This is a genomic window from Streptomyces sp. NPDC096323, from assembly GCF_040302845.1.
Lineage (GTDB): Bacteria > Actinomycetota > Actinomycetes > Streptomycetales > Streptomycetaceae > Streptomyces.
In genome coordinates, this window is sequence record NZ_JBEOSI010000009.1 from 72603 (window position 1) to 90128 (window position 17526).

General features: G+C 71.8%; 14 protein-coding genes and 1 pseudogene. 12 read left to right on the forward strand and 3 right to left on the reverse strand.

Annotation, left to right across the window (positions count from 1 at the left end; all coding sequences use genetic code 11):
* Positions 1-69 precede the first annotated feature (69 nt).
* From cobM to cobC, 5 genes and pseudogenes are all read left to right on the forward strand, one after another.
* Positions 70-909 (forward strand): precorrin-4 C(11)-methyltransferase, encoded by an 840-nt coding sequence (cobM, locus tag ABTX18_RS24670; protein WP_352124923.1) that lies wholly within the window; start codon positions 70-72, stop codon positions 907-909.
* Positions 906-2162, forward strand: coding sequence for a precorrin-6y C5,15-methyltransferase (decarboxylating) subunit CbiE (gene cbiE / locus ABTX18_RS24675; RefSeq protein ID WP_352124924.1), 1257 nt, complete (start codon positions 906-908; stop codon positions 2160-2162). The genes cobM and cbiE overlap by 4 nt, the downstream gene beginning before the upstream one ends.
* Entirely contained in the window at positions 2159-3877 is a 1719-nt protein-coding gene (gene cobJ / locus ABTX18_RS24680) for a precorrin-3B C(17)-methyltransferase (protein ID WP_352124925.1), read from the forward strand. The genes cbiE and cobJ overlap by 4 nt, the downstream gene beginning before the upstream one ends.
* Positions 3878-3933: 56 nt before the next feature.
* Positions 3934-4845 carry a sirohydrochlorin chelatase gene (locus tag ABTX18_RS24685; RefSeq protein ID WP_352124926.1) on the forward strand — a complete coding sequence of 304 codons (912 nt, stop codon included), beginning with the start codon at positions 3934-3936 and terminating at the stop codon, positions 4843-4845.
* Positions 4814-5923: pseudogene (gene cobC / locus ABTX18_RS24690) on the forward strand (Rv2231c family histidinol phosphate aminotransferase CobC); the annotation flags it as partial. The gene ABTX18_RS24685 and the pseudogene cobC, both read left to right, overlap by 32 nt.
* Before the next feature lie 325 nt (positions 5924-6248).
* Here the strand turns inward: cobC and ABTX18_RS24695 are convergent.
* The gene (locus ABTX18_RS24695) at positions 6249-7436 is read right to left on the reverse strand and encodes an SCO1860 family LAETG-anchored protein (protein WP_352124927.1); all 1188 of its coding nucleotides are present in this window, start codon (positions 7434-7436) and stop codon (positions 6249-6251) included.
* A gap of 332 nt (positions 7437-7768) precedes the next feature.
* Positions 7769-8845 carry an amidohydrolase family protein gene (locus ABTX18_RS24700; RefSeq protein ID WP_352125193.1) on the reverse strand — a complete coding sequence of 359 codons (1077 nt, stop codon included), beginning with the start codon at positions 8843-8845 and terminating at the stop codon, positions 7769-7771.
* A gap of 183 nt (positions 8846-9028) precedes the next feature.
* On the opposite strand from ABTX18_RS24700, the gene ABTX18_RS24705 reads away from it, so the two are divergent.
* The 7 genes from ABTX18_RS24705 to ABTX18_RS24735 all read left to right on the forward strand — a co-directional run bounded on the left by ABTX18_RS24705 (position 9029) and on the right by ABTX18_RS24735 (position 15908).
* On the forward strand, positions 9029-10135 hold the full coding sequence (locus tag ABTX18_RS24705) for a pyridoxal-phosphate-dependent aminotransferase family protein (RefSeq protein WP_352124928.1): 1107 nt from the start codon (positions 9029-9031) through the stop codon (positions 10133-10135).
* Positions 10136-10453: 318 nt separating this feature from the next.
* Complete coding sequence (gene ectA / locus ABTX18_RS24710; RefSeq protein ID WP_352124929.1) at positions 10454-10984, forward strand: diaminobutyrate acetyltransferase; 531 nt, start codon at positions 10454-10456, stop codon at positions 10982-10984.
* Positions 10985-11127: 143 nt separating this feature from the next.
* The gene (gene ectB / locus ABTX18_RS24715) at positions 11128-12390 is read left to right on the forward strand and encodes a diaminobutyrate--2-oxoglutarate transaminase (RefSeq protein ID WP_352124930.1); all 1263 of its coding nucleotides are present in this window, start codon (positions 11128-11130) and stop codon (positions 12388-12390) included.
* A 62-nt stretch (positions 12391-12452) separates the two neighbouring features.
* Complete coding sequence (locus ABTX18_RS24720) at positions 12453-12851, forward strand: ectoine synthase (RefSeq protein WP_136328578.1); 399 nt, start codon at positions 12453-12455, stop codon at positions 12849-12851.
* Positions 12852-12854: 3 nt separating this feature from the next.
* On the forward strand, positions 12855-13748 hold the full coding sequence (thpD, locus tag ABTX18_RS24725; protein ID WP_352124931.1) for an ectoine hydroxylase: 894 nt from the start codon (positions 12855-12857) through the stop codon (positions 13746-13748).
* Positions 13749-13925: 177 nt separating this feature from the next.
* The gene (locus ABTX18_RS24730) at positions 13926-14777 is read left to right on the forward strand and encodes a hypothetical protein (RefSeq protein ID WP_352124932.1); all 852 of its coding nucleotides are present in this window, start codon (positions 13926-13928) and stop codon (positions 14775-14777) included.
* Between the two features lie 111 nt (positions 14778-14888).
* On the forward strand, positions 14889-15908 hold the full coding sequence (locus tag ABTX18_RS24735; protein WP_352124933.1) for a VOC family protein: 1020 nt from the start codon (positions 14889-14891) through the stop codon (positions 15906-15908).
* Positions 15909-15919: 11 nt separating this feature from the next.
* On the opposite strand, the gene ABTX18_RS24740 is transcribed toward ABTX18_RS24735, so the two are convergent.
* Positions 15920-17488, reverse strand: coding sequence for a glycoside hydrolase family 53 protein (locus ABTX18_RS24740; RefSeq protein ID WP_352124934.1), 1569 nt, complete (start codon positions 17486-17488; stop codon positions 15920-15922).
* Between the last annotated feature and the right edge of the window lie 38 nt (positions 17489-17526).

Here is a 17526-nt window from a genome sequence, read left to right on the forward strand (position 1 = left end):
GCTAGCCGATTGACCCCGGTGCGCGCATCCCCGAATTCCACGATCCACGTTCTCGAAAGGACCCCTCCCATGTCCGAAGCAGTCGACGCGGCCGCCGCGCCCACCCGCGGCACCGTCACGTTCGTCGGTGCCGGCCCCGGCGCCGCCGATCTGCTGACCTTCCGGGCGGCGCGGGCCATCGCGGACGCCGACATCGTCATCTGGGCGGCGAGCCTCGTACAGGCGGAGGTCCTCGACCACGCCCGGGAGGGCGCCGAGATCCTGGACTCGGCGCAGATGTCCCTCGAAGAGGTGGTCGCCGTGTACCGGCGGGCGTCGGAGGTGGGGCTGAAGGTCGCCAGGATCCACTCCGGCGATCCGGCGCTGTGGGGCGGCACCCAGGAGCAGGTCGACCGGTGCCGTGAGCTGGGGGTGGCGGTGGAGATCGTGCCCGGCGTGTCGTCGTTCTCGGCGGTCGCGGCCCTCGTGCAACGCGAGCTGACGATCCCCGAGGTGGCGCAGTCGGTGATCCTGACCCGGCTCGGCGGGGGCAAGACGCCGATGCCGCCCGGCGAGGAGGTCCGGGAGTTCGCCCGGCACGGCACGACGATGGCGCTGTTCCTGTCGGCGGCCCGGTCCGGTCAGCTGACGCAGGAGCTTCTGGAGGGCGGCTACCCGACGTCGACGCCGGTGGTGATCGCGTATCAGGCGACGTGGCCGGAGGAGCTGATCCTGCACTGCACGATCGAGACGCTGGAGGCCACGGTCAAGGAGCACAAGCTCTGGAAGCACACGCTGTTCCTGGTCGGCCCGGCCCTGTCGGCGTCGGGGACGCGTTCGCACCTCTACCACCCGGGGCACTTCCACGGGTACCGCAAGGCCGACAGGGCGGCACGCGCCGAGTTGCGCGCCCAGCGGTCCGGCTCGTGATCCGGGTCTTCGGTACGGGTACGGGGGCGCCGCTCGCCCCCGACGCCGTGCGGGCGCTGGCCGGGGCCTCGCTGGTCGTCGGGGCCCGGCGCCATCTGGACGGGGCCGCGCTGCCGGCGGGCGCCGGGCGGGTGGTCCTGGGGCCGCTGGCTCCGGCGCTCGACCGGATCGGCAAGCACCTCGCCGAGGGCGGGGCCCGGGTGGTGGTGCTGGCCTCCGGTGATCCGGGGTTCTTCGGGATCGTCCGGGCGCTGGCGGAGCGGTTCGGGCCCGGGGCGCTCGATGTGCGGCCGGGGGCGCCGTCGATCGCGGTGGCGTTCGCCCGGCTGGGTCTTCCGTGGGACGACGCGGTCGTGGTCAGCGCGCACGGGCGTGATCCGCGGACCGCGGTGAACGTGTGCTTCGCGCACCCCAAGGTCGCGGTGCTCACGGGGCCCGGCGCCGGGCCGGCGGAACTGGCGGCCGGGCTGCTGTACCGGAGCGAGGAGCGGACCCTGGTCGTCGCGACGGCGCTCGGCGACCAGGAGCGCGAGCGCGTCGAGCGGCTGACGCCCAGGGAGGCGGCGGGACGTGAGTGGCCGGATCCGGTGAGCGTGGTGCTGTGCCTGGACGAGTCGCGGGCCCTGTCGCCGGTACGGACGGTGGCCGGTGCGGACGTGGGCCCGGCCGGTTGGGCGCTGGACGAGGTGGAGTTCGAGCACCGCGACTCGATGATCACGAAGTTCGAGGTGCGGGCGCTGGCACTGTCCCGGCTCGGGCCGCGCACCGGTGATCTGGTGTGGGACATCGGCGCCGGTTCGGGATCGGTGGCGGTGGAGTGCGCGCGGCTCGGCGCGGCCGCCGTGGCGGTCGAGAAGACCGTGGACGGGATCGAGCGGATCCGGGCGAACGCCGCCGCGCACGGGGTGTACGTGCGGGCGGTGCACGGCGCCGCGCCGACCGTGCTCTCCGATCTGGAGGACCCCGACGCGGTGTTCATCGGGGGCGGCGGGCGTGAGCTGCCGGCGATCGTGACGGCGTGCGCCCGGCGGGCGCGGCGTGCCGTGGTGGTCGCGGTGGCGGCGCTGGACCGGGTGGGGCCGGTGCGGTCGGCGCTGGCCTCGGCCGGGTTCGCACCCGAGGGCGTGCTGTTGCAGTCGTCGCGGCTGGCGCCGCTGCCCGGTGACGTGACCCGGCTCGCCGCGGCCAACCCGGTCTTTCTGCTGTGGGGCGTCCGCTCCGCGGCCGGTGCAAGTGAAGGAGCAACCCAGTGATCGGCCTGATCTCCGCGACGGCGGCGGGCGCCGTCGCCCGTGACCGGCTGGCCGCGGCCTGGCCCGGCCGTGCCGTGGTCTACGACGGCCCGGTGGGCGAGGCCGTGCGTCGGGCGTTCGCCGAGTGCGAGCAGCTGGTGTGTTTCCTGGCGACGGGGGCCGTGGTGCGGCTGGTCGCCCCCCTGCTGCGGGACAAGTCGGCCGATCCCGGTGTCGTCTGTGTCGACGAGGCGGGACGTCACGCGGTGGCGCTGCTCGGCGGGCACGGTGGCGGGGCGAACGCCCTGGCGGTGGCGGTCGGCGAGGTGCTCGGGGCCGCGCCGGTGGTGACGACGGCGACGGACGCGGTGGGCGTTCCCGGCCTTGACATGCTGGGGCTCCCCGTGGAGGGCGATGTCGCCGGGGTGTCGCGGGCGATGCTGGACGGGGCGCCGGTGGCGTTGCGGGCGGACGCGGTGTGGCCGCTGCCCGCGCTGCCGCCGAACGTGGCGTCCGGGGGCGCGAGCGCCGCGGTGCTGCACCTCACCGACCGGGTGGTCGAACTCGCGCCACGGGAAGCCGTGTTGCGGCCCGCCTCGCTCGCCGTCGGGGTCGGCGCTTCCAAGGACGCGCCCGCCGGCGAGGTGCTCGGGCTGATCCGGGCCGCGCTCGCGGACGCCGGGCTCTCGGCACTGAGCATCGCGGAACTGGTGACCGTCGACGCGAAGGCCGGGGAGCCGGGGATCGTGGCGGCCGCCGCGAAGTTGGGCGTGCCTCTGCGCACGTACCCGGCCGAGGAGCTGGCCCGGATCGAGGTGCCGCACCCCTCCGACGCACCGCTCGCCGCCGTCGGCACGCCCTCGGTGGCGGAGGCCGCGGCGCTCGCGGAGGGCGGCGAACTCCTCGTACCGAAGAGGAAGTCGGCTCCCGAGGGGCGGGCGGCGATGGCGACCTGTGCGGTGGTGCGCCGGGCGCCGCGCGGGCGGCTCGCCGTCGTGGGGCTCGGCCCCGGGGCGCGCGACCTGCTGACGCCGCGTGCCCGCGACGAGCTGCGCCGGGCGTCGGTGCTGGTCGGTCTCGACCAGTACGTCGACCAGATCAGGGATCTGCTGCGGCCGGGCACCACGGTGCTCGAGTCGGGGCTCGGCGCCGAGGAGGAGCGGGCGCGGACCGCGGTCGCCGAGGCGCGCAAGGGGCATGCGGTGGCCCTGATCGGCAGTGGTGACGCGGGCGTGTACGCGATGGCCTCGCCGGCGCTGGCCGAGGCGGGCGCCGACATCGATGTGGTGGGGGTGCCGGGGGTGACGGCGGCGCTGGCCGCGGCCGCGATCCTGGGCGCCCCGCTGGGCCACGACCATGTGTCGATCAGCCTCTCCGATCTGCACACGCCGTGGGAGGTCATCGAGCGCCGGGTCCGGGCCGCGGCCGAGGCCGACATCATCGTGACGTTCTACAACCCGCGCAGCCGGGGCCGCGACTGGCAGCTGCCGAAGGCGCTGTCGATCCTGGCGGAACACCGGGAGCCGGCCACTCCGGTGGGCGTCGTGCGCAACGCCTCCCGGCCCGACGAGTCCAGCCGGGTCACGTCTCTCGCCGCACTGGACCCGGCGACCGTCGACATGATGACCGTCGTCACCGTCGGCAACACGGCCACCCGCGAGATCGCCGGCCGCATGGTCACCCCGCGCGGCTACCGCTGGCAGTCGGCGACGGCCGCCCCGGCCCCGGCCCCGTGAACCGGTCCGCCGCCACCCCGCACCCCACCACCCCCCAGGAACACCGAGGAGCATCCGTGAACACCCCGTCCGCCCAGCCCGCCCTGCTCATCGCCGGCCACGGCACCCGGGACGAGGGCGGAGCCGCCGCCTTCCGTGACTTCGTGGCCGAACTCGGCGCACGCAACCCGCAGTTGCCCGTCGCGGGCGGATTCATCGAGCTGTCGCCGCCGCCGCTCGGCGACGCCGTGACCGAGCTCGTCGAACAGGGCGTCAGGCACTTCGCCGCCGTTCCGCTGATGCTGGTGTCGGCCGGGCACGCCAAGGGCGACATCCCGGCGGCGCTGACCCGTGAGAAGGAGCGCCACCCCGGCATCTCGTACACCTACGGGCGTCCGCTGGGCCCGCATCCGGCGCTGCTGAAGGTGCTGGAGCGGCGGGTGGACGAGGTGCTGGGCGACACCGACCGGTCCGAGGTGACGATTCTGCTGGTGGGTCGCGGCTCCACCGACCCGGACGCCAACGCCGAGGTGTACAAGGCCGCGAGGCTCCTCTGGGAGGGCCGGGGCTACGCGGGTGTGGAAACCGCTTTCGTCTCGCTGGCCGCGCCTGATGTGCCGTCGGGTCTTGACCGTTGCGTGAAGCTGGGTGCGGGGCGCATAGTCGTTCTGCCGTACTTCCTCTTCACCGGCATTCTGCCGGACCGGGTGCGTCATCAGACCACCGAATGGGCCGCCGCCCATCCGGAGCTGGACGTCCGGCCGGCCGACGTGATCGGCGCCGCGGAGGAACTGCTCGATCTGGTCATGGAGCGCTACCGGGAGGCCGTCAAGGGCGATCTGCGGATGAACTGCGACTCTTGCGTGTACCGGATCGCACTGCCGGGCTTCGAGGACAAGGTGGGACTGCCGCAGCAGCCGCACTTCCACCCTGACGACGACGGCCATCACCCCCACACCCACCATGGCGGTCATGCACACTCCCACTGAACGCCCCGACGCCACAGGCGCGGGCGCGCACGACCTGCGTCACCACGGTGACGCGGAGGTACGGGGACGGAGCCGGGATCTGACCGATCTCGCCGTCAACGTACGGGCCGGTACCCCACCGGCCTGGCTGAAGGAGCGGATCGCCGTGTCCCTCGGCACACTCGCCGCGTACCCGGACGGGCGCGCGGCGCGCGCGGCGGTCGCCGCCCGGCACGGACTCCCGCCGGAGCGGCTCCTGTTGACGGCGGGTGCGGCGGAGGCGTTCGTGCTGATCGCGCGGGCGCTGCCGGCCCGGCGGCCGGTCGTGGTCCATCCGCAGTTCACCGAGCCGGAGGCGGCGCTGCGCGCGGCCGGGCACGAGGTGGGACGGGTGCTGCTGCGGGCCGTGGACGGCTTCCGGCTGGATCCGGCGGCCGTGCCGGAGGACGCGGATCTGGTGGTGGTCGGCAATCCGACCAACCCGACATCCGTACTGCATCCCGCGGCCGTGCTGGAGCGGCTGGCGCGTCCCGGGCGGACGCTGGTGGTCGACGAGGCGTTCATGGACGCGGTGCCGGGCGAGCGCGAGGCGCTGTGCGGCCGTACGGACATCCCGGGGCTCGTGGTCCTGCGGAGCCTCACCAAGACCTGGGGGCTCGCCGGGCTGCGGATCGGGTACGTGACGGCCGCGCCGGAGACCATCCGCACGCTGGAGGAGGCGCAGCCGCTCTGGCCGGTGTCGTCCCCGGCGCTGGCGGCGGCGGAGGCGTGCGTGGAGCCGCGGGCGCTGGCCGAGGCGGCCGCGGCTGCGGACCGGATCGCCGTGGACCGCTGCCATCTGGTGGCGGGCCTGCGGGAGTTCACCGAGATACGGGTGGTGGAGCCGGCGCAGGCGCCGTTCGTCCTGATCCGGCTGGAGCGGGCCGCGGAGATACGTGAGCGGCTGCGGATGCTTGGCTTCGCGGCCCGGCGCGGCGATACGTTTCCGGGGCTCGGCGACGAGTGGCTGCGGCTGGCGGTACGGGACCGTACGACGACGAACCGCTTCCTGCAGGCGTTCGACCAGGCACTGCAGGCGCTGTCCACGGTGAGCCGGTGAGCGGGTGACCCCGGTGAGCCAGTGAGCCCGGTGCTGCCCGTCCGCTGAGCCGTCCTGCGCGGTGGGAGCGGTGCTCCCGACGGGAGGCGGTGCTCGTGACCGGGAGCGCTGCTCTGGACGGGGAGCGGCGTCCCCAAGGCAGAGCGGCGTCCCCAAGGCAGAGCGGCGTCCCCAAGGCAGAGCGGCGTACCCGGCGGACAGCGGTGCTTCTGCGGAGAGCGGCGGCCCCCGACGGAGAGCGGTGCTCCGCGTACGGAACACCGCTCCCCGCTTCCCCTACAGCCCCCCGGCCGCCCCCTCGGGCCCTGCTTCCCTCCCCCGGGTATCAGTCCTGCGCACGCCGCCGGGCCACGACCATCGCGCCGGCGCCGACCGCCAGCAGGAGAGCGGCGCCACCGGCGACGTACGGCGTGGTGGAGCTGCTGCCCGTCTCGGCGAGGTCGGCATCGCTGGTTCGGGGCGCGTCACCGGTGCCGGTCTGAGGCTTCACGTCTCCGCCGGTGTCGCCGGTCGAGGAGCCGGTCGACGAGCCTGCGGTGGAACCAGCCGTGGAGCCCGCGGTGTCCGACCCGCCGCCGGTGGACCCGCCGTTGCCCGAACCGCCCTCGGTCGAGCCCCCGTCGGAGGACCCGCCGTCCGACGAACCGCCGTCGGTGGAGCCGCCGCTGGACGACCCGCCGCTGTCCGCACCCCCGTTGTCGCCGCCGCCGTAGTCACCGCCGCCGTTGGTGGAACCCCCGCTGTGACCACCCCCGCTGTGACCGCCTCCGTTGCCACCGCCGCCCGTGCCGGACTCCCTGGGCGTCTCGCAGGTGGCCTCGGCGAGCGTGACCTCGCCCTTCACGTCGGCGACGTTCAGGTTCAGCGGGTTGAGCGAGACCTTCAGCTGGAGCGCCACCGCAGCCGCGGTGCGTGAGGTGGTGCTCGTCTTCGACAGGTCGAGCGTCACCGAGCCGACACCGGGAACGGCGATCTGCGTGGTGCCCGTGGCGGTCAGGCGGACGCGCTTGCCGAGGACCCTCACATGCCCCAGGATGTTCGATTCGGCGACCGGCTCGTGGCCGACCTCGCAGACGGCCTTGGAGGTGACCTGCTCGACCTCGACCAGCGAGAGCAGCGGCAGGCCGGGCACGTGCAGGCGCGCCTTGACCACATTGCTGTATCCCTCGGCCCGGTGCCTGTTCACCGTCGCCTTCGCCGTGGCCACGTCGGCACGCAGCACCCTGACCGGCCGCCCGCCCTCCACTCCGTCGAGCTTCACACTCAGCGCGGTCTGTTCTGCGCTCCGCGGCGCGTGCACCTCGTTGAGCGTGGCCTTGAGCGGCACATCGATCGTCTTGTTCAGGAGCGAGACGTCGAGTGCGGTACGGAGCACGACCGCGCTCGCCTTCCCGTCGCCGGTGGTCGTGGCGGTGGTCGCGGTGGCGGCCTGGGCCGGGACGGCGACCAGCAGGGCGACGGGGGCGGCGGCGGCGACCGCCAGGGCGGCGAGGCGGAAGGTGTTGCTGTTCAAGATGGTGGAACCCCCACAAGAGACATGGAGCCACCGGCGCCGTCCAATGGGGGACATCGCGGGCACCGGTGGCCTCGACTCCGTGAATCTTTACGCACAGAGGGTGAACTGGCAGACACCTGACGTGAGTTCATCCCAAAGGGTGGTTTTCGCGTCCGTATTCGAATATTCCGGCACGTGCGTTCCTCGAGTTCACCCGTTTTACCGAACGCGGACGGCCCGGAGGGCCCTCGGACGGAGCGCGGGGAGGTGATTCAACGAGCGGGCACGCTTCGGGTAACTGCCGGTCAACACCGCGCATCCCGGGCCCGCCCCGGCCCGGGGCACCCGGATCAGCCGATCACTCGCCCATTGAGGACGATCCGCCGCGGACCCGCCAGCACGCGCACGTCCGCCCGGGGGTCCTCGTCGTACACCACCAGGTCGGCCGGTGCGCCCTCCTCGAGACCCGGCCTGCCGAGCCAGGCGCGGGCGGCCCACGTCGTCGCGGACAGCGCCTCCAGTGCGGGAATGCCCGCCTTGACGAGCTCCGCGACCTCGTCGGCCACTAGGCCGTGGGCGAGCACCCCGCCGGCGTCGGTGCCGACGAACACAGGCACCCCCGCGTCGTACGCGGCGCGCACGGTGTCGTAGCGGCGCTCATGCAGCCGGCGCATATGGGCGGACCAGCGGGGGTACTTGGCGTCGCCGCCCTTCGCGAGCGCGGGGAAGGTGGCGATGTTGACCAGGGTGGGGACGATGGCGACCCCGCGCTCGGCGAAGAGCGGAATGGTCTCCTCCGTCAGCCCGGTGGCGTGCTCGATGCAGTCGATGCCGGCCTCGACGAGATCGCGCAGCGAGTCCTCGGCGAAGCAGTGCGCGGTGACCCGGGCGCCCAGCCGGTGCGCCTCGGCGATGGCCGCCGTGACGGCCTCGCGCGGCCAGCAGGCGGCCAGGTCGCCCACCTCGCGGTCGATCCAGTCGCCGACGAGCTTCACCCAGCCGTCCCCGCGGCGCGCCTCCTGCGCGACGTACGCCACCAGTTCGTCCGGCTCGATCTCGTACGCGTAGTTCCTGGTGTACCGCCGGGTCCTGGCGATGTGCCGGCCGGCCCTGATGATCTTCGGCAGGTCCTCGCGGTCGTCGATCCACCGGGTGTCGGCGGGCGAGCCCGCGTCCCGCAGGAGCAGCGCACCGGCCTCGCGGTCGTCCAGCGCCTGCTTCTCGGTGGTCGCGTGGTCGACGGCGCCGTGGTGGTCGAGCCCGACGTGGCAGTGGGCGTCGACCAGTCCGGGCAGGGCCCAGCCCGTGACGACGACCGCGTCGTCCGCACCGGGAGGCCGCTCGTACGTCACGCGTCCGTCGACCGCCCAGAGCTCGTCCCTGACCTCCTCGGGTCCGACGAGCACCCGCCCCTTCACCTGCAGCACCCGCGGCGCCTCGTGATCGCTCATGCACAGCACTGTACGAGCCCCCGCGCGTTACTCCGCGGCCCGTCCCGGGCAGTCCGCCGGACACGCCCCGGGCCGTGCGCGCACGGCTCGGTACCCTCGGTGCAGGCCCCGCCCGCAGGCCCGGCCGCACACCGATCCGATCCCGAAGAGAGCACCACCGTGACGCACCCCTTCCTCGACCTGACCCCGCTCACCGCCGCGCACTTCGCGGCGATCGAGCGGCGGGTGGCCGGTCTCCTCGCCACCGAGCAGGACGTCGTCATCATGCAGGGCGAGGCGCTCCTGCCCCTCGAAGGCTGCATCAGAGGCGGCGCCCGGCCCGGTTCGACGGCGCTGAACATCGTCACGGGGCCGTACGGGCAGACGTTCGGCAACTGGCTGCGCGACTGCGGCGCCGAGGTCATCGATCTCGTGGTGCCCTTCCACACGGCCGTCACCGCCGACCAGGTCGCCGAGGCGCTGGCCGCTCGTCCGGAGATCGACTTCGTGTCGCTGGTGCACGCGGAGGCGGCCACGGGGAACACCAACCCGGTCGCCGGGATCGGTGAGGTCGTCCGGGCGCACGGGGCGCTGTTCATGCTGGACGCCGTCGCCTCGGTGGGCGCCGAGCCGCTGCTGCCCGACGCCTGGGGCGTCGACCTGTGCGTGATCGGGGCGCAGAAGGCGATGGGCGGTCCGGCCGGGGTGTCCGCGGTGTCGGTGAGCGCACGCGCCTGGGAGCGGATCGCCGCCAACCCGCAGGCGCCCCGCCGCTCCTACCTCTCCCTGCTGGACTGGAAGGAGCGCTGGATCGACGGCGGCCGCCGGGCCCTGCTGCACGCCCCGGCCCAGCTGGAGATGCTGGCCCTGGAGGCCTGTGTGGAGCGGATCGAGGCGGAGGGCCTGGACGCGCTGATGGCCCGTCACGCCACCGCGGCCGCTGCCACCCGGGCCGGTGCGGTGGCGCTGGGCGGCGGCCTGACGCCGTACGTGCACGAGGCGCGGGACGCCGCGCCGGTCGCGACCACGCTGCGGACGCCGGACGGCGTGGACGCGGCGGACCTGGTCACGCGGGCGCTGGCGGCCGACCCGTCGCTGCCGCTGATCGCGGGGGGCGGGGCGCTTTCCAAGGAGATGATCCGGGTCAATCACTACGGGGTGGATGCGACGCGGGGCGCGGTGCTCTCCTCGCTCGCGGCTCTGGGGGCGGCGCTGGCCGATGCCGGCCGGCAGGTCGATCCCGAAGCTGCCCGGAAGGCCGTTTCGGAAACCTGGACCGGAGCATAAACTCCGGCGTCATCCATAAATGCGGGGAGCTGTCTTATTCAGGGCAGCTCCCCATATTCTTCTTCCCGCTTTCCCGAAGGCTAAACACCCCAGTTTCGGGGCCCCCGATCTCGACAATTCGGTTACGTCGCACGAGAGTTACGTCCATGTGACCGACTCCACAGAGGGGGGCGTTATGCCGGATAAATGCTAGCCAAATCGGACGAAAATGCCACGGTTTCGCGTGGAGCGCCCGCCCGCGCGATAACACAGACCCTCACTCCGCCCAACCCTCCGGGCCGATGCAATTTAGAAATTTGCTGGGTAAATTCAATTCGCATGACCGCCGCACCAGCAGATTTTGCACGTGCCCGAAGCGAATTCCTCACCATCGACACCCCCCGAGTGGAGGACGGAGCCGCGATCTGGCGTATAGCCCGCGATTCCGAGGTCCTGGACCTCAACTCCTCGTACAGCTACCTGCTGTGGTGCCGTGACTTCGCGGCGACCTCCGTGGTCGCCCGCGACGAGACCGGCTCCCCGGTCGCCTTCGTGACGGGGTACATCAGGCCCGACCGCCCCGAGACGCTCGTCGTCTGGCAGGTGGCCGTCGACCACGGCCACCGCGGTACCGGCCTGGCCGCGAAGCTGCTGGACGCCCTGACCGCCCGCGTCGCCGCGGAGCAGGGCCTCGCCTCTGTCGAGACGACCATCACCCCGGACAACGCGGCGTCGGACCGCCTGTTCACCTCCTACGCACAGCGCCACGATGTCGCACTGGAGCGCGAGGTGCTCTTCGACGGCGGCCTGTTCCCCGAGGGAACCCATCTGCCGGAAGTGCTCTACAGCATCGGCCCGTTCCACGCCTGACCAGGCCGCCTTCCGGGCCCCACCCGCAGGCAGCTTTCCGACGGGCCCCGCCCGCAGGTGCACGTCCTGCGGCGGGTGCCGCCCGTCGCCGTCACGACCTTCACCGCCGCCCGTCACAACCCCCCTCACGCAGGAGACCCACTGTGACCATCACCCCGCCCGCCCTCAGCGTCTTCGAAACCCTCGAGTCCGAGGTACGGAGCTACTGCCGCGGCTGGCCCGCCGTCTTCGACCGCGCGCAGGGCGCCCGGCTGACCGACGAGGACGGCCACACGTACCTCGACTTCTTCGCCGGAGCCGGCTCACTCAACTACGGCCACAACAACCCGGTGCTGAAACGCGCACTGATCGACTACATCGAGCGCGACGGCATCACCCACGGCCTCGACATGGCGACGACCGCCAAACGCGCGTTCCTGGAGACCTTCCAGAACGTGATCCTGCGTCCCCGGGACCTGCCGTACAAGGTCATGTTCCCCGGCCCGACGGGCACCAACGCCGTCGAGTCGGCGCTGAAGCTGGCCCGCAAGGTCAAGGGCCGCGAGTCCGTGGTCTCGTTCACCAACGCCTTCCACGGCATGTCGCTCGGCTCGCTCGCCGTCACCGGCAACGCCTTCAAGCGGGCCGGGGCCGGCATCCCGCTGGTGCACGGCACGCCGATGCCGTTCGACAACTACTTCGACGGCCAGGTCCCCGACTTCCTCTGGTTCGAGCGGCTCCTGGAGGACCAGGGCTCCGGGCTCAACAAGCCCGCCGCGGTGATCGTGGAGACCGTGCAGGGCGAGGGCGGCATCAACGTCGCCCGCGCCGAGTGGCTGCGCGCGCTCCAGGACCTGTGCCACCGCCAGGACATGCTGCTCATCGTCGACGACATCCAGATGGGCTGCGGCCGGACCGGCGGCTTCTTCTCCTTCGAGGAGGCCGGCATCACGCCGGACATCGTGACGCTGTCGAAGTCCATCAGCGGGTACGGACTGCCCATGTCCCTCTGCCTCTTCAAGGGCGAGCTGGACATCTGGGAGCCCGGCGAGCACAACGGCACCTTCCGCGGCAACAACCCGGCCTTCGTCACCGCCGCCGCCGCGCTGGACGCCTACTGGGCCGACGGCCAGATGGAGAAGCAGACGCTGGCCCGCGGCGAGCAGGTCGAGCAGGCGCTGCTGGGCATCTGCGGCGAGGACGACACCGCGCAGTTCCGTGGCCGCGGACTGGTCTGGGGCCTGGAGTTCACCGACCCGACGCGTGCGTCCGCCATCTGCGCCCGCGCGTTCGAGCTGGGGCTGCTCCTGGAGACCTCCGGACCGCAGAGCGAGGTCGTGAAGCTGCTGCCGCCGCTGACCATCACCCCCGAGGAGCTGGACGAGGGCCTGCGCACGCTGGCCCGTTGCGTCCGCGAGACCGCCTGACCCGGGCCCGCCCCGGGCGGGCCCGACGAGAAACACCGTAGAGAGAAAGGCACCGACCCACCGTGATCGTCCGATCGTTCAGTGACATCGAGAACACCGACCGGCATGTGAAGGCCGCCTCCGGCACCTGGGAGAGCAAGCGCATCGTGCTGGCCAAGGAGAAGGTCGGCTTCTCGCTCCACGAGACCGTGCTGTACGCGGGCACGGAGACGTCGATGTGGTACGCCAACCACATCGAGGCCGTGCTGTGCACCGAGGGCGAGGCCGAGCTCACCAACGACGAGACCGGCGAGAAGCACTGGATCTCCCCCGGCACGATGTATCTGCTGGACGGCCACGAGCACCACACGCTGCGTCCCAAGACGGACTTCCGCTGTGTCTGCGTCTTCAATCCCCCCGTCACCGGACGGGAGGACCACGACGAGAACGGTGTCTATCCACTGCTGACCGAGGAGGGCTGAACCATGACCACCGATGTACGCGCCGACCTGTACCCCTCGCGCGGCGCCGCCGAGATGACCACTCCCCGCCAGGACCCGGTCATCTGGTCCGCGCCGGGCGCACCGGGCCCGGTCGCCGCCAAGGAGCTCCAGGGCTTCGAACGCGACGGATTCCTCACCGTCGACCAGCTGATCACCCCGGACGAGGTGGCCGGCTACCACGCCGAGCTGGAGCGGCTGATCGCCGATCCGGCGGTCCGCGCCGACGAGCGCTCGATCATCGAGCCGCAGTCGGACTCCGTACGGTCGGTCTTCGAGGTCCACCGGCTCAGCGAGGTCTTCGCCCGGCTCGTCAGCGACGAGCGCGTGGTGGGCCGGGCCCGTCAGATCCTCGGCTCGGACGTGTACGTCCACCAGTCGAGGATCAACGTGAAGCCGGGCTTCGGGGCTTCGGGCTTCTACTGGCACTCGGACTTCGAGACCTGGCACGCCGAGGACGGTCTGCCGCACATGCGGACGGTGTCGGTCTCCATCGCGCTGACCGAGAACTACGACACCAACGGCGGGCTGATGATCATGCCCGGTTCGCACAAGTCGTTCCTCGGCTGTGCGGGCGAGACGCCGAAGGACAACTACAAGAAGTCCCTGCAGATGCAGGACGCCGGCACCCCGTCCGACGAGGCGCTGACGAAGATGGCCGACCGGCACGGCATCAGGCTCTTCACGGGCAGGGCTGGTTCGGCGACCTGGTTCGACTGCAACGCGATGCACGGGTCGGGCGACAACATCACGCCGTACCCGCGCAGCAACGTCTTCATCGTGTTCAACAGCGTGGAGAACACGGCCCAGGAACCGTTCGCGGCTCCGATCCGCCGCCCGGAGTTCATCGGGGCGCGGGACTTCACTCCGGTGAAGTAGGGGCGTACGCAGGCTGGTTGGGGCGGGACGCAGTGATGCGTCCCGCCCCTTCGGCATGTTCCCGACCCGCCGCCAATCCCCTGGGCCCGTCCTCGTGAACCGCGTTAGGATCAAGAAATTTCCGGAGGCGGGGGCAACATGGTGCGACGGGCCAACCAGCGTGAACACCTTCGGCGGGTGTCCGAACGACGACGAGCCGCGGGAAGGCCGGAGGCCGACCGGAACTCGGCGCGCACGGTGATCGCGGCATCGGTTCTGGCCGGCGTCTCCGCCGTGATCGTCAGTTTCATCACCGGCCTGGGCTCCACGGTTCAGGGACTCGTCACGGACGTGCTGACGGACGAGAAGAAGCCGGCCGCTTCGGCACCGCCGCACACGGAGCCCGCGGTCCCGCTCAAGGTGGTGGCCCTGCCGGAGGAGGGCGGCTCGTTCCTGGTCTCGGAGCAGCACGTGACAAGACCCGAGGACAGATCCGTGCTGATCAATGGAGCGAGGACGCAGGAGGAGTGGGAGCGCCTGCTCCGGAAGATCAAGGCGACCTCGATCAACATGACCTCGTACAAGGTCGCTGTCACCAACGTCTCCTCCTCCCCGGTCAGGGTGGTGGACATCGTCCCGGTGATCACACGCCGCTCCGGGGCGATCGACACCACGATGATCGAACCTCTGGGAGGTGTGGCGTCGGACAGCATCCCGGTCCAGTTGAACCTCGACAACCGGTACCCGAAGTTCACCCAGAACGGGAAGCCCTACTTCACCCGTCAGTCGCAGGTCCTCAAGGCGGGGGAGGGCTTCGTCATGGCCGTGGAGGCGAAACTCCTGGGCAGGGAGTACGTCGAATACCACCTGAAGGTGGACTACCTCGACAGGAAGGGCAGCCAACGCTCTCTCGTTGTGAACGAGCCCGGTACCGGCGTCGGCGTCTTCCGTGTCTCAGGCATGGTCGACGACAAGGAATACGCCGACTACTGGGGGGCGGACAAGAGCGGGCAGGGGCGGCGGCTGTTCAGCCGGGAGGAAAGGGAGTGACCGGGCCGCGGGCCGGCTCCCCGTGGTGCGCACGGGTTCCGGACCGACGCGGAGGCGCCCGCCGCTTCAACTCGCTGGACCCCGGCGCCAGGAAGCGGAGAAGGTGGCCCCATGACTTCACACGTACACCACGTCACCGTCGACTGCGCCGACGCCTACAAGCTCGGCACGTTCTGGGCGCAGGTGCTGGGTTCCTCCCTCGCCGACGACGACTTCCCCGGTGATCCCGAGGCGCTGGTCGAGACCCCCGGTGCCGCTCTGCTGTTCGTCACCGTGCCCGAGCCGAAGGGCGTCAAGAACCGCATCCACCTCGACATCCAGCCGGACGACCGCACCCGCGACGAGGAGGTCGAGCGGCTGCTCGCCCTCGGCGCCACGCTGGTCGGCGACCACCGCAGGCCGAACGGGCGGGGCTGGGCGACCCTGGCCGATCCGGAGGGCAACGAGTTCTGTGTGGAGTGCAGCGCGCGGGAGCGGGCCCGGCTGTCCGGGACGCGGCTGCCGGTCACCGCGGACGATGTGACGTCGGCGGTGCGGCTGGCGGTGGACACGCTCGGGCAGTCGCCGGCCGAGGACTGGCGCATCCCCGCCGGCACGCTCACCTGGGACTGCTGGGAGACCGTGGAGCACCTGAGCGACGACCTCTTCGCGTACGCCGTCCAGCTCGGCCCGCGCACGCCGCCTTCGGAGACCGAGGTTCCCTACCGCTGGGCGCCGGAGCGTGAGGGCGGCCCCTGGAACGCGATCTTCGCGAACCCGGAGGCGGGAGCCGCCGGGCTCCTCCAGACGCTGGAGGCGAGCGGCGCCCTGCTGGCCGCGATGGTGCGGACCGCCTCCCCCGATGTCCGCGCCCACCACTCCTGGGGTGTCTCGGACCCGGAGGGCTTCGCCGCGATGGGCATCGTGGAGACCTTGGTGCACACCCACGACATCGCGGAGGCCCTCGGTGTCACCTGGGCACCGCCCGCCGATCTGTGCGACCGGGTGCTGGCCCGGCTCTTCCCCGACGCCCCGGACGACGAGGACCGGTGGACCGTCCTGCTCTGGTCCACCGGTCGCGCGGATCTGCCGGGCCGCGAGCGCGTGACGTCGTGGAAGTGGCACGGGGCCCCCTTGGAGAAGACCCCGTAGCACCAGGTCATTTACCTGTGGGAGAACCAGTTCGCCGCCGGGAGCAGCTTCGCGTCGTAGCCGAACAGCGCCTGGTTCTCCCAGGCGTTGCCGGAGGACGGGTCGGCCGGGTCCCAGCCGCTGCCGGTGACCGCGGTCCAGGCCGGCTCCCAGTAGACGGCGCCCAGTCCTCGGCCGCCGGGGACGGCCTCGACGACGTTCATGACGTCGCGCAGGTTGGTCGCCTGACCGGCCGGGGTGGCCGGGTAGCCGGAGACGAGCTGGCCGGCCGTGGCGATGTTGTTCTCCAGGCCGTCGGCGTCCGCGAGGGTGTGGGCGTAGGCCGTCTCGGCGACCATCACCGGCTTCCCGTACCGGGCGGCGGCGTCGTCCAGGTTGGTCTGGAGGTCATTGAGCGGGCCGTGCCAGTAGCCGTAGTACGAGAGGGCGATGACGTCGAACGGCACTTTCTGCGCCACCGCGTTGTCGAACCACCAGCGGGTGCCGGCGTTGTCGCCGCCCTTGGCGAGGTGCAGGGCCACCTTCGTACCGGAGGAGACGGCCTTCGCCGCGTTCGCACCGGAGGTGAGGAGTCCGGCGAGCTGGGTCCAGTTGTCGGTGGACCCTTCGGGCCAGAGCATTCCGCCGTTGATCTCGTTGCCTATCTGGACCATGTCGGCGGTGGTGCCCTGGGCCTTCAGCGCGCCCAGCACGTCGTACGTGTGGTTGTAGACGTCCTTCTTCAGCTGCGCGTAGCCGTGCCCCGCCCAGGCGGCGGGCTTGTTCTGCTTGCCCGGGTCGGCCCAGGCGTCGGAGTAGTGGAAGTCGACGAGGATCTTCATGCCGAGGGCCTTGGCGCGCTTGGCCATGGCCAGGACGTGGGCCTTGTCGTTGTACCCGTCGGCCGGGTTCACCCACACCTTGAGGCGGACGTAGTTCATTCCCGCGGACTTCAGGAGACCCATCGCGTCGCCCGTCGTTCCGCTCGCACTGCGGTAGACCGCGCCGTGCGCCTCGTTCTTCGGGAGGGTGGAGAGGTCTCCGCCCTTGATGCTCAGGCCGGTGGCCCCCTTGGTGAAGGCGATGTCGTCGAAGTTGGCCCACTCGTCCGCGTGGGCGTCCGAGTTCAGGCTGATCGTGCAGGAGCCGCCGGTGACCTTGACGGAGGTGACCAGGCGGATCCAGCCGCCGTTCGCGGTGGGCGGCAGGTCGGTGCGCTGCTCCGCGCTGCCGCAGTTGCGCAGGGCGATGTACGCGGAGTTCTGGCCGCCGCCCGACCTGACCCAGGCGCTCAGCGTGTACGTGCCGTCGGTGAGGCCGGTGAGGTACTGGTACGTCTCCACCTTGTAGGCGGAGGCGGACCAGTGGCTGAGCCGGGTGCTGCCGCTGTGGCCGCCCGCCTCGGTGAAGGAGGCGGCGTTCTGCCCGGCGGCCGAGTACGTCGACCAGCCGGTGCTCCCCGATTCGAAGCCGGTGTTGGCGGGCGTGGTGGCGGCCGTGGCCGCGTGTGCGGGAAGTGCGGGCAGTGCGGCCAGCAGGAGCCCGGAGAGCGAGGCGGCCAGCACCGCCGCTCTCTTCTTGCCGTGCGTCGTTGCGTACATCGTCGATGTCCCTTCGACCGTGCGCGGAATTGCGTGGA

Excerpts from the sequence above, each read along its gene's own strand:
- cobM (WP_352124923.1), top strand. The coding sequence starts at position 70 with ATGTCCGAAGCAGTCGACGCGGCCGCCGCGCCCACCCGCGGCACCGTC.
- ectA (WP_352124929.1), top strand. The coding sequence starts at position 10,454 with ATGACCGCCGCACCAGCAGATTTTGCACGTGCCCGAAGCGAATTCCTC.
- ABTX18_RS24735 (WP_352124933.1), top strand. The coding sequence starts at position 14,889 with ATGACTTCACACGTACACCACGTCACCGTCGACTGCGCCGACGCCTAC.
- thpD (WP_352124931.1), top strand. The coding sequence starts at position 12,855 with ATGACCACCGATGTACGCGCCGACCTGTACCCCTCGCGCGGCGCCGCC.
- ABTX18_RS24740 (WP_352124934.1), bottom strand. The coding sequence starts at position 17,488 with ATGTACGCAACGACGCACGGCAAGAAGAGAGCGGCGGTGCTGGCCGCC.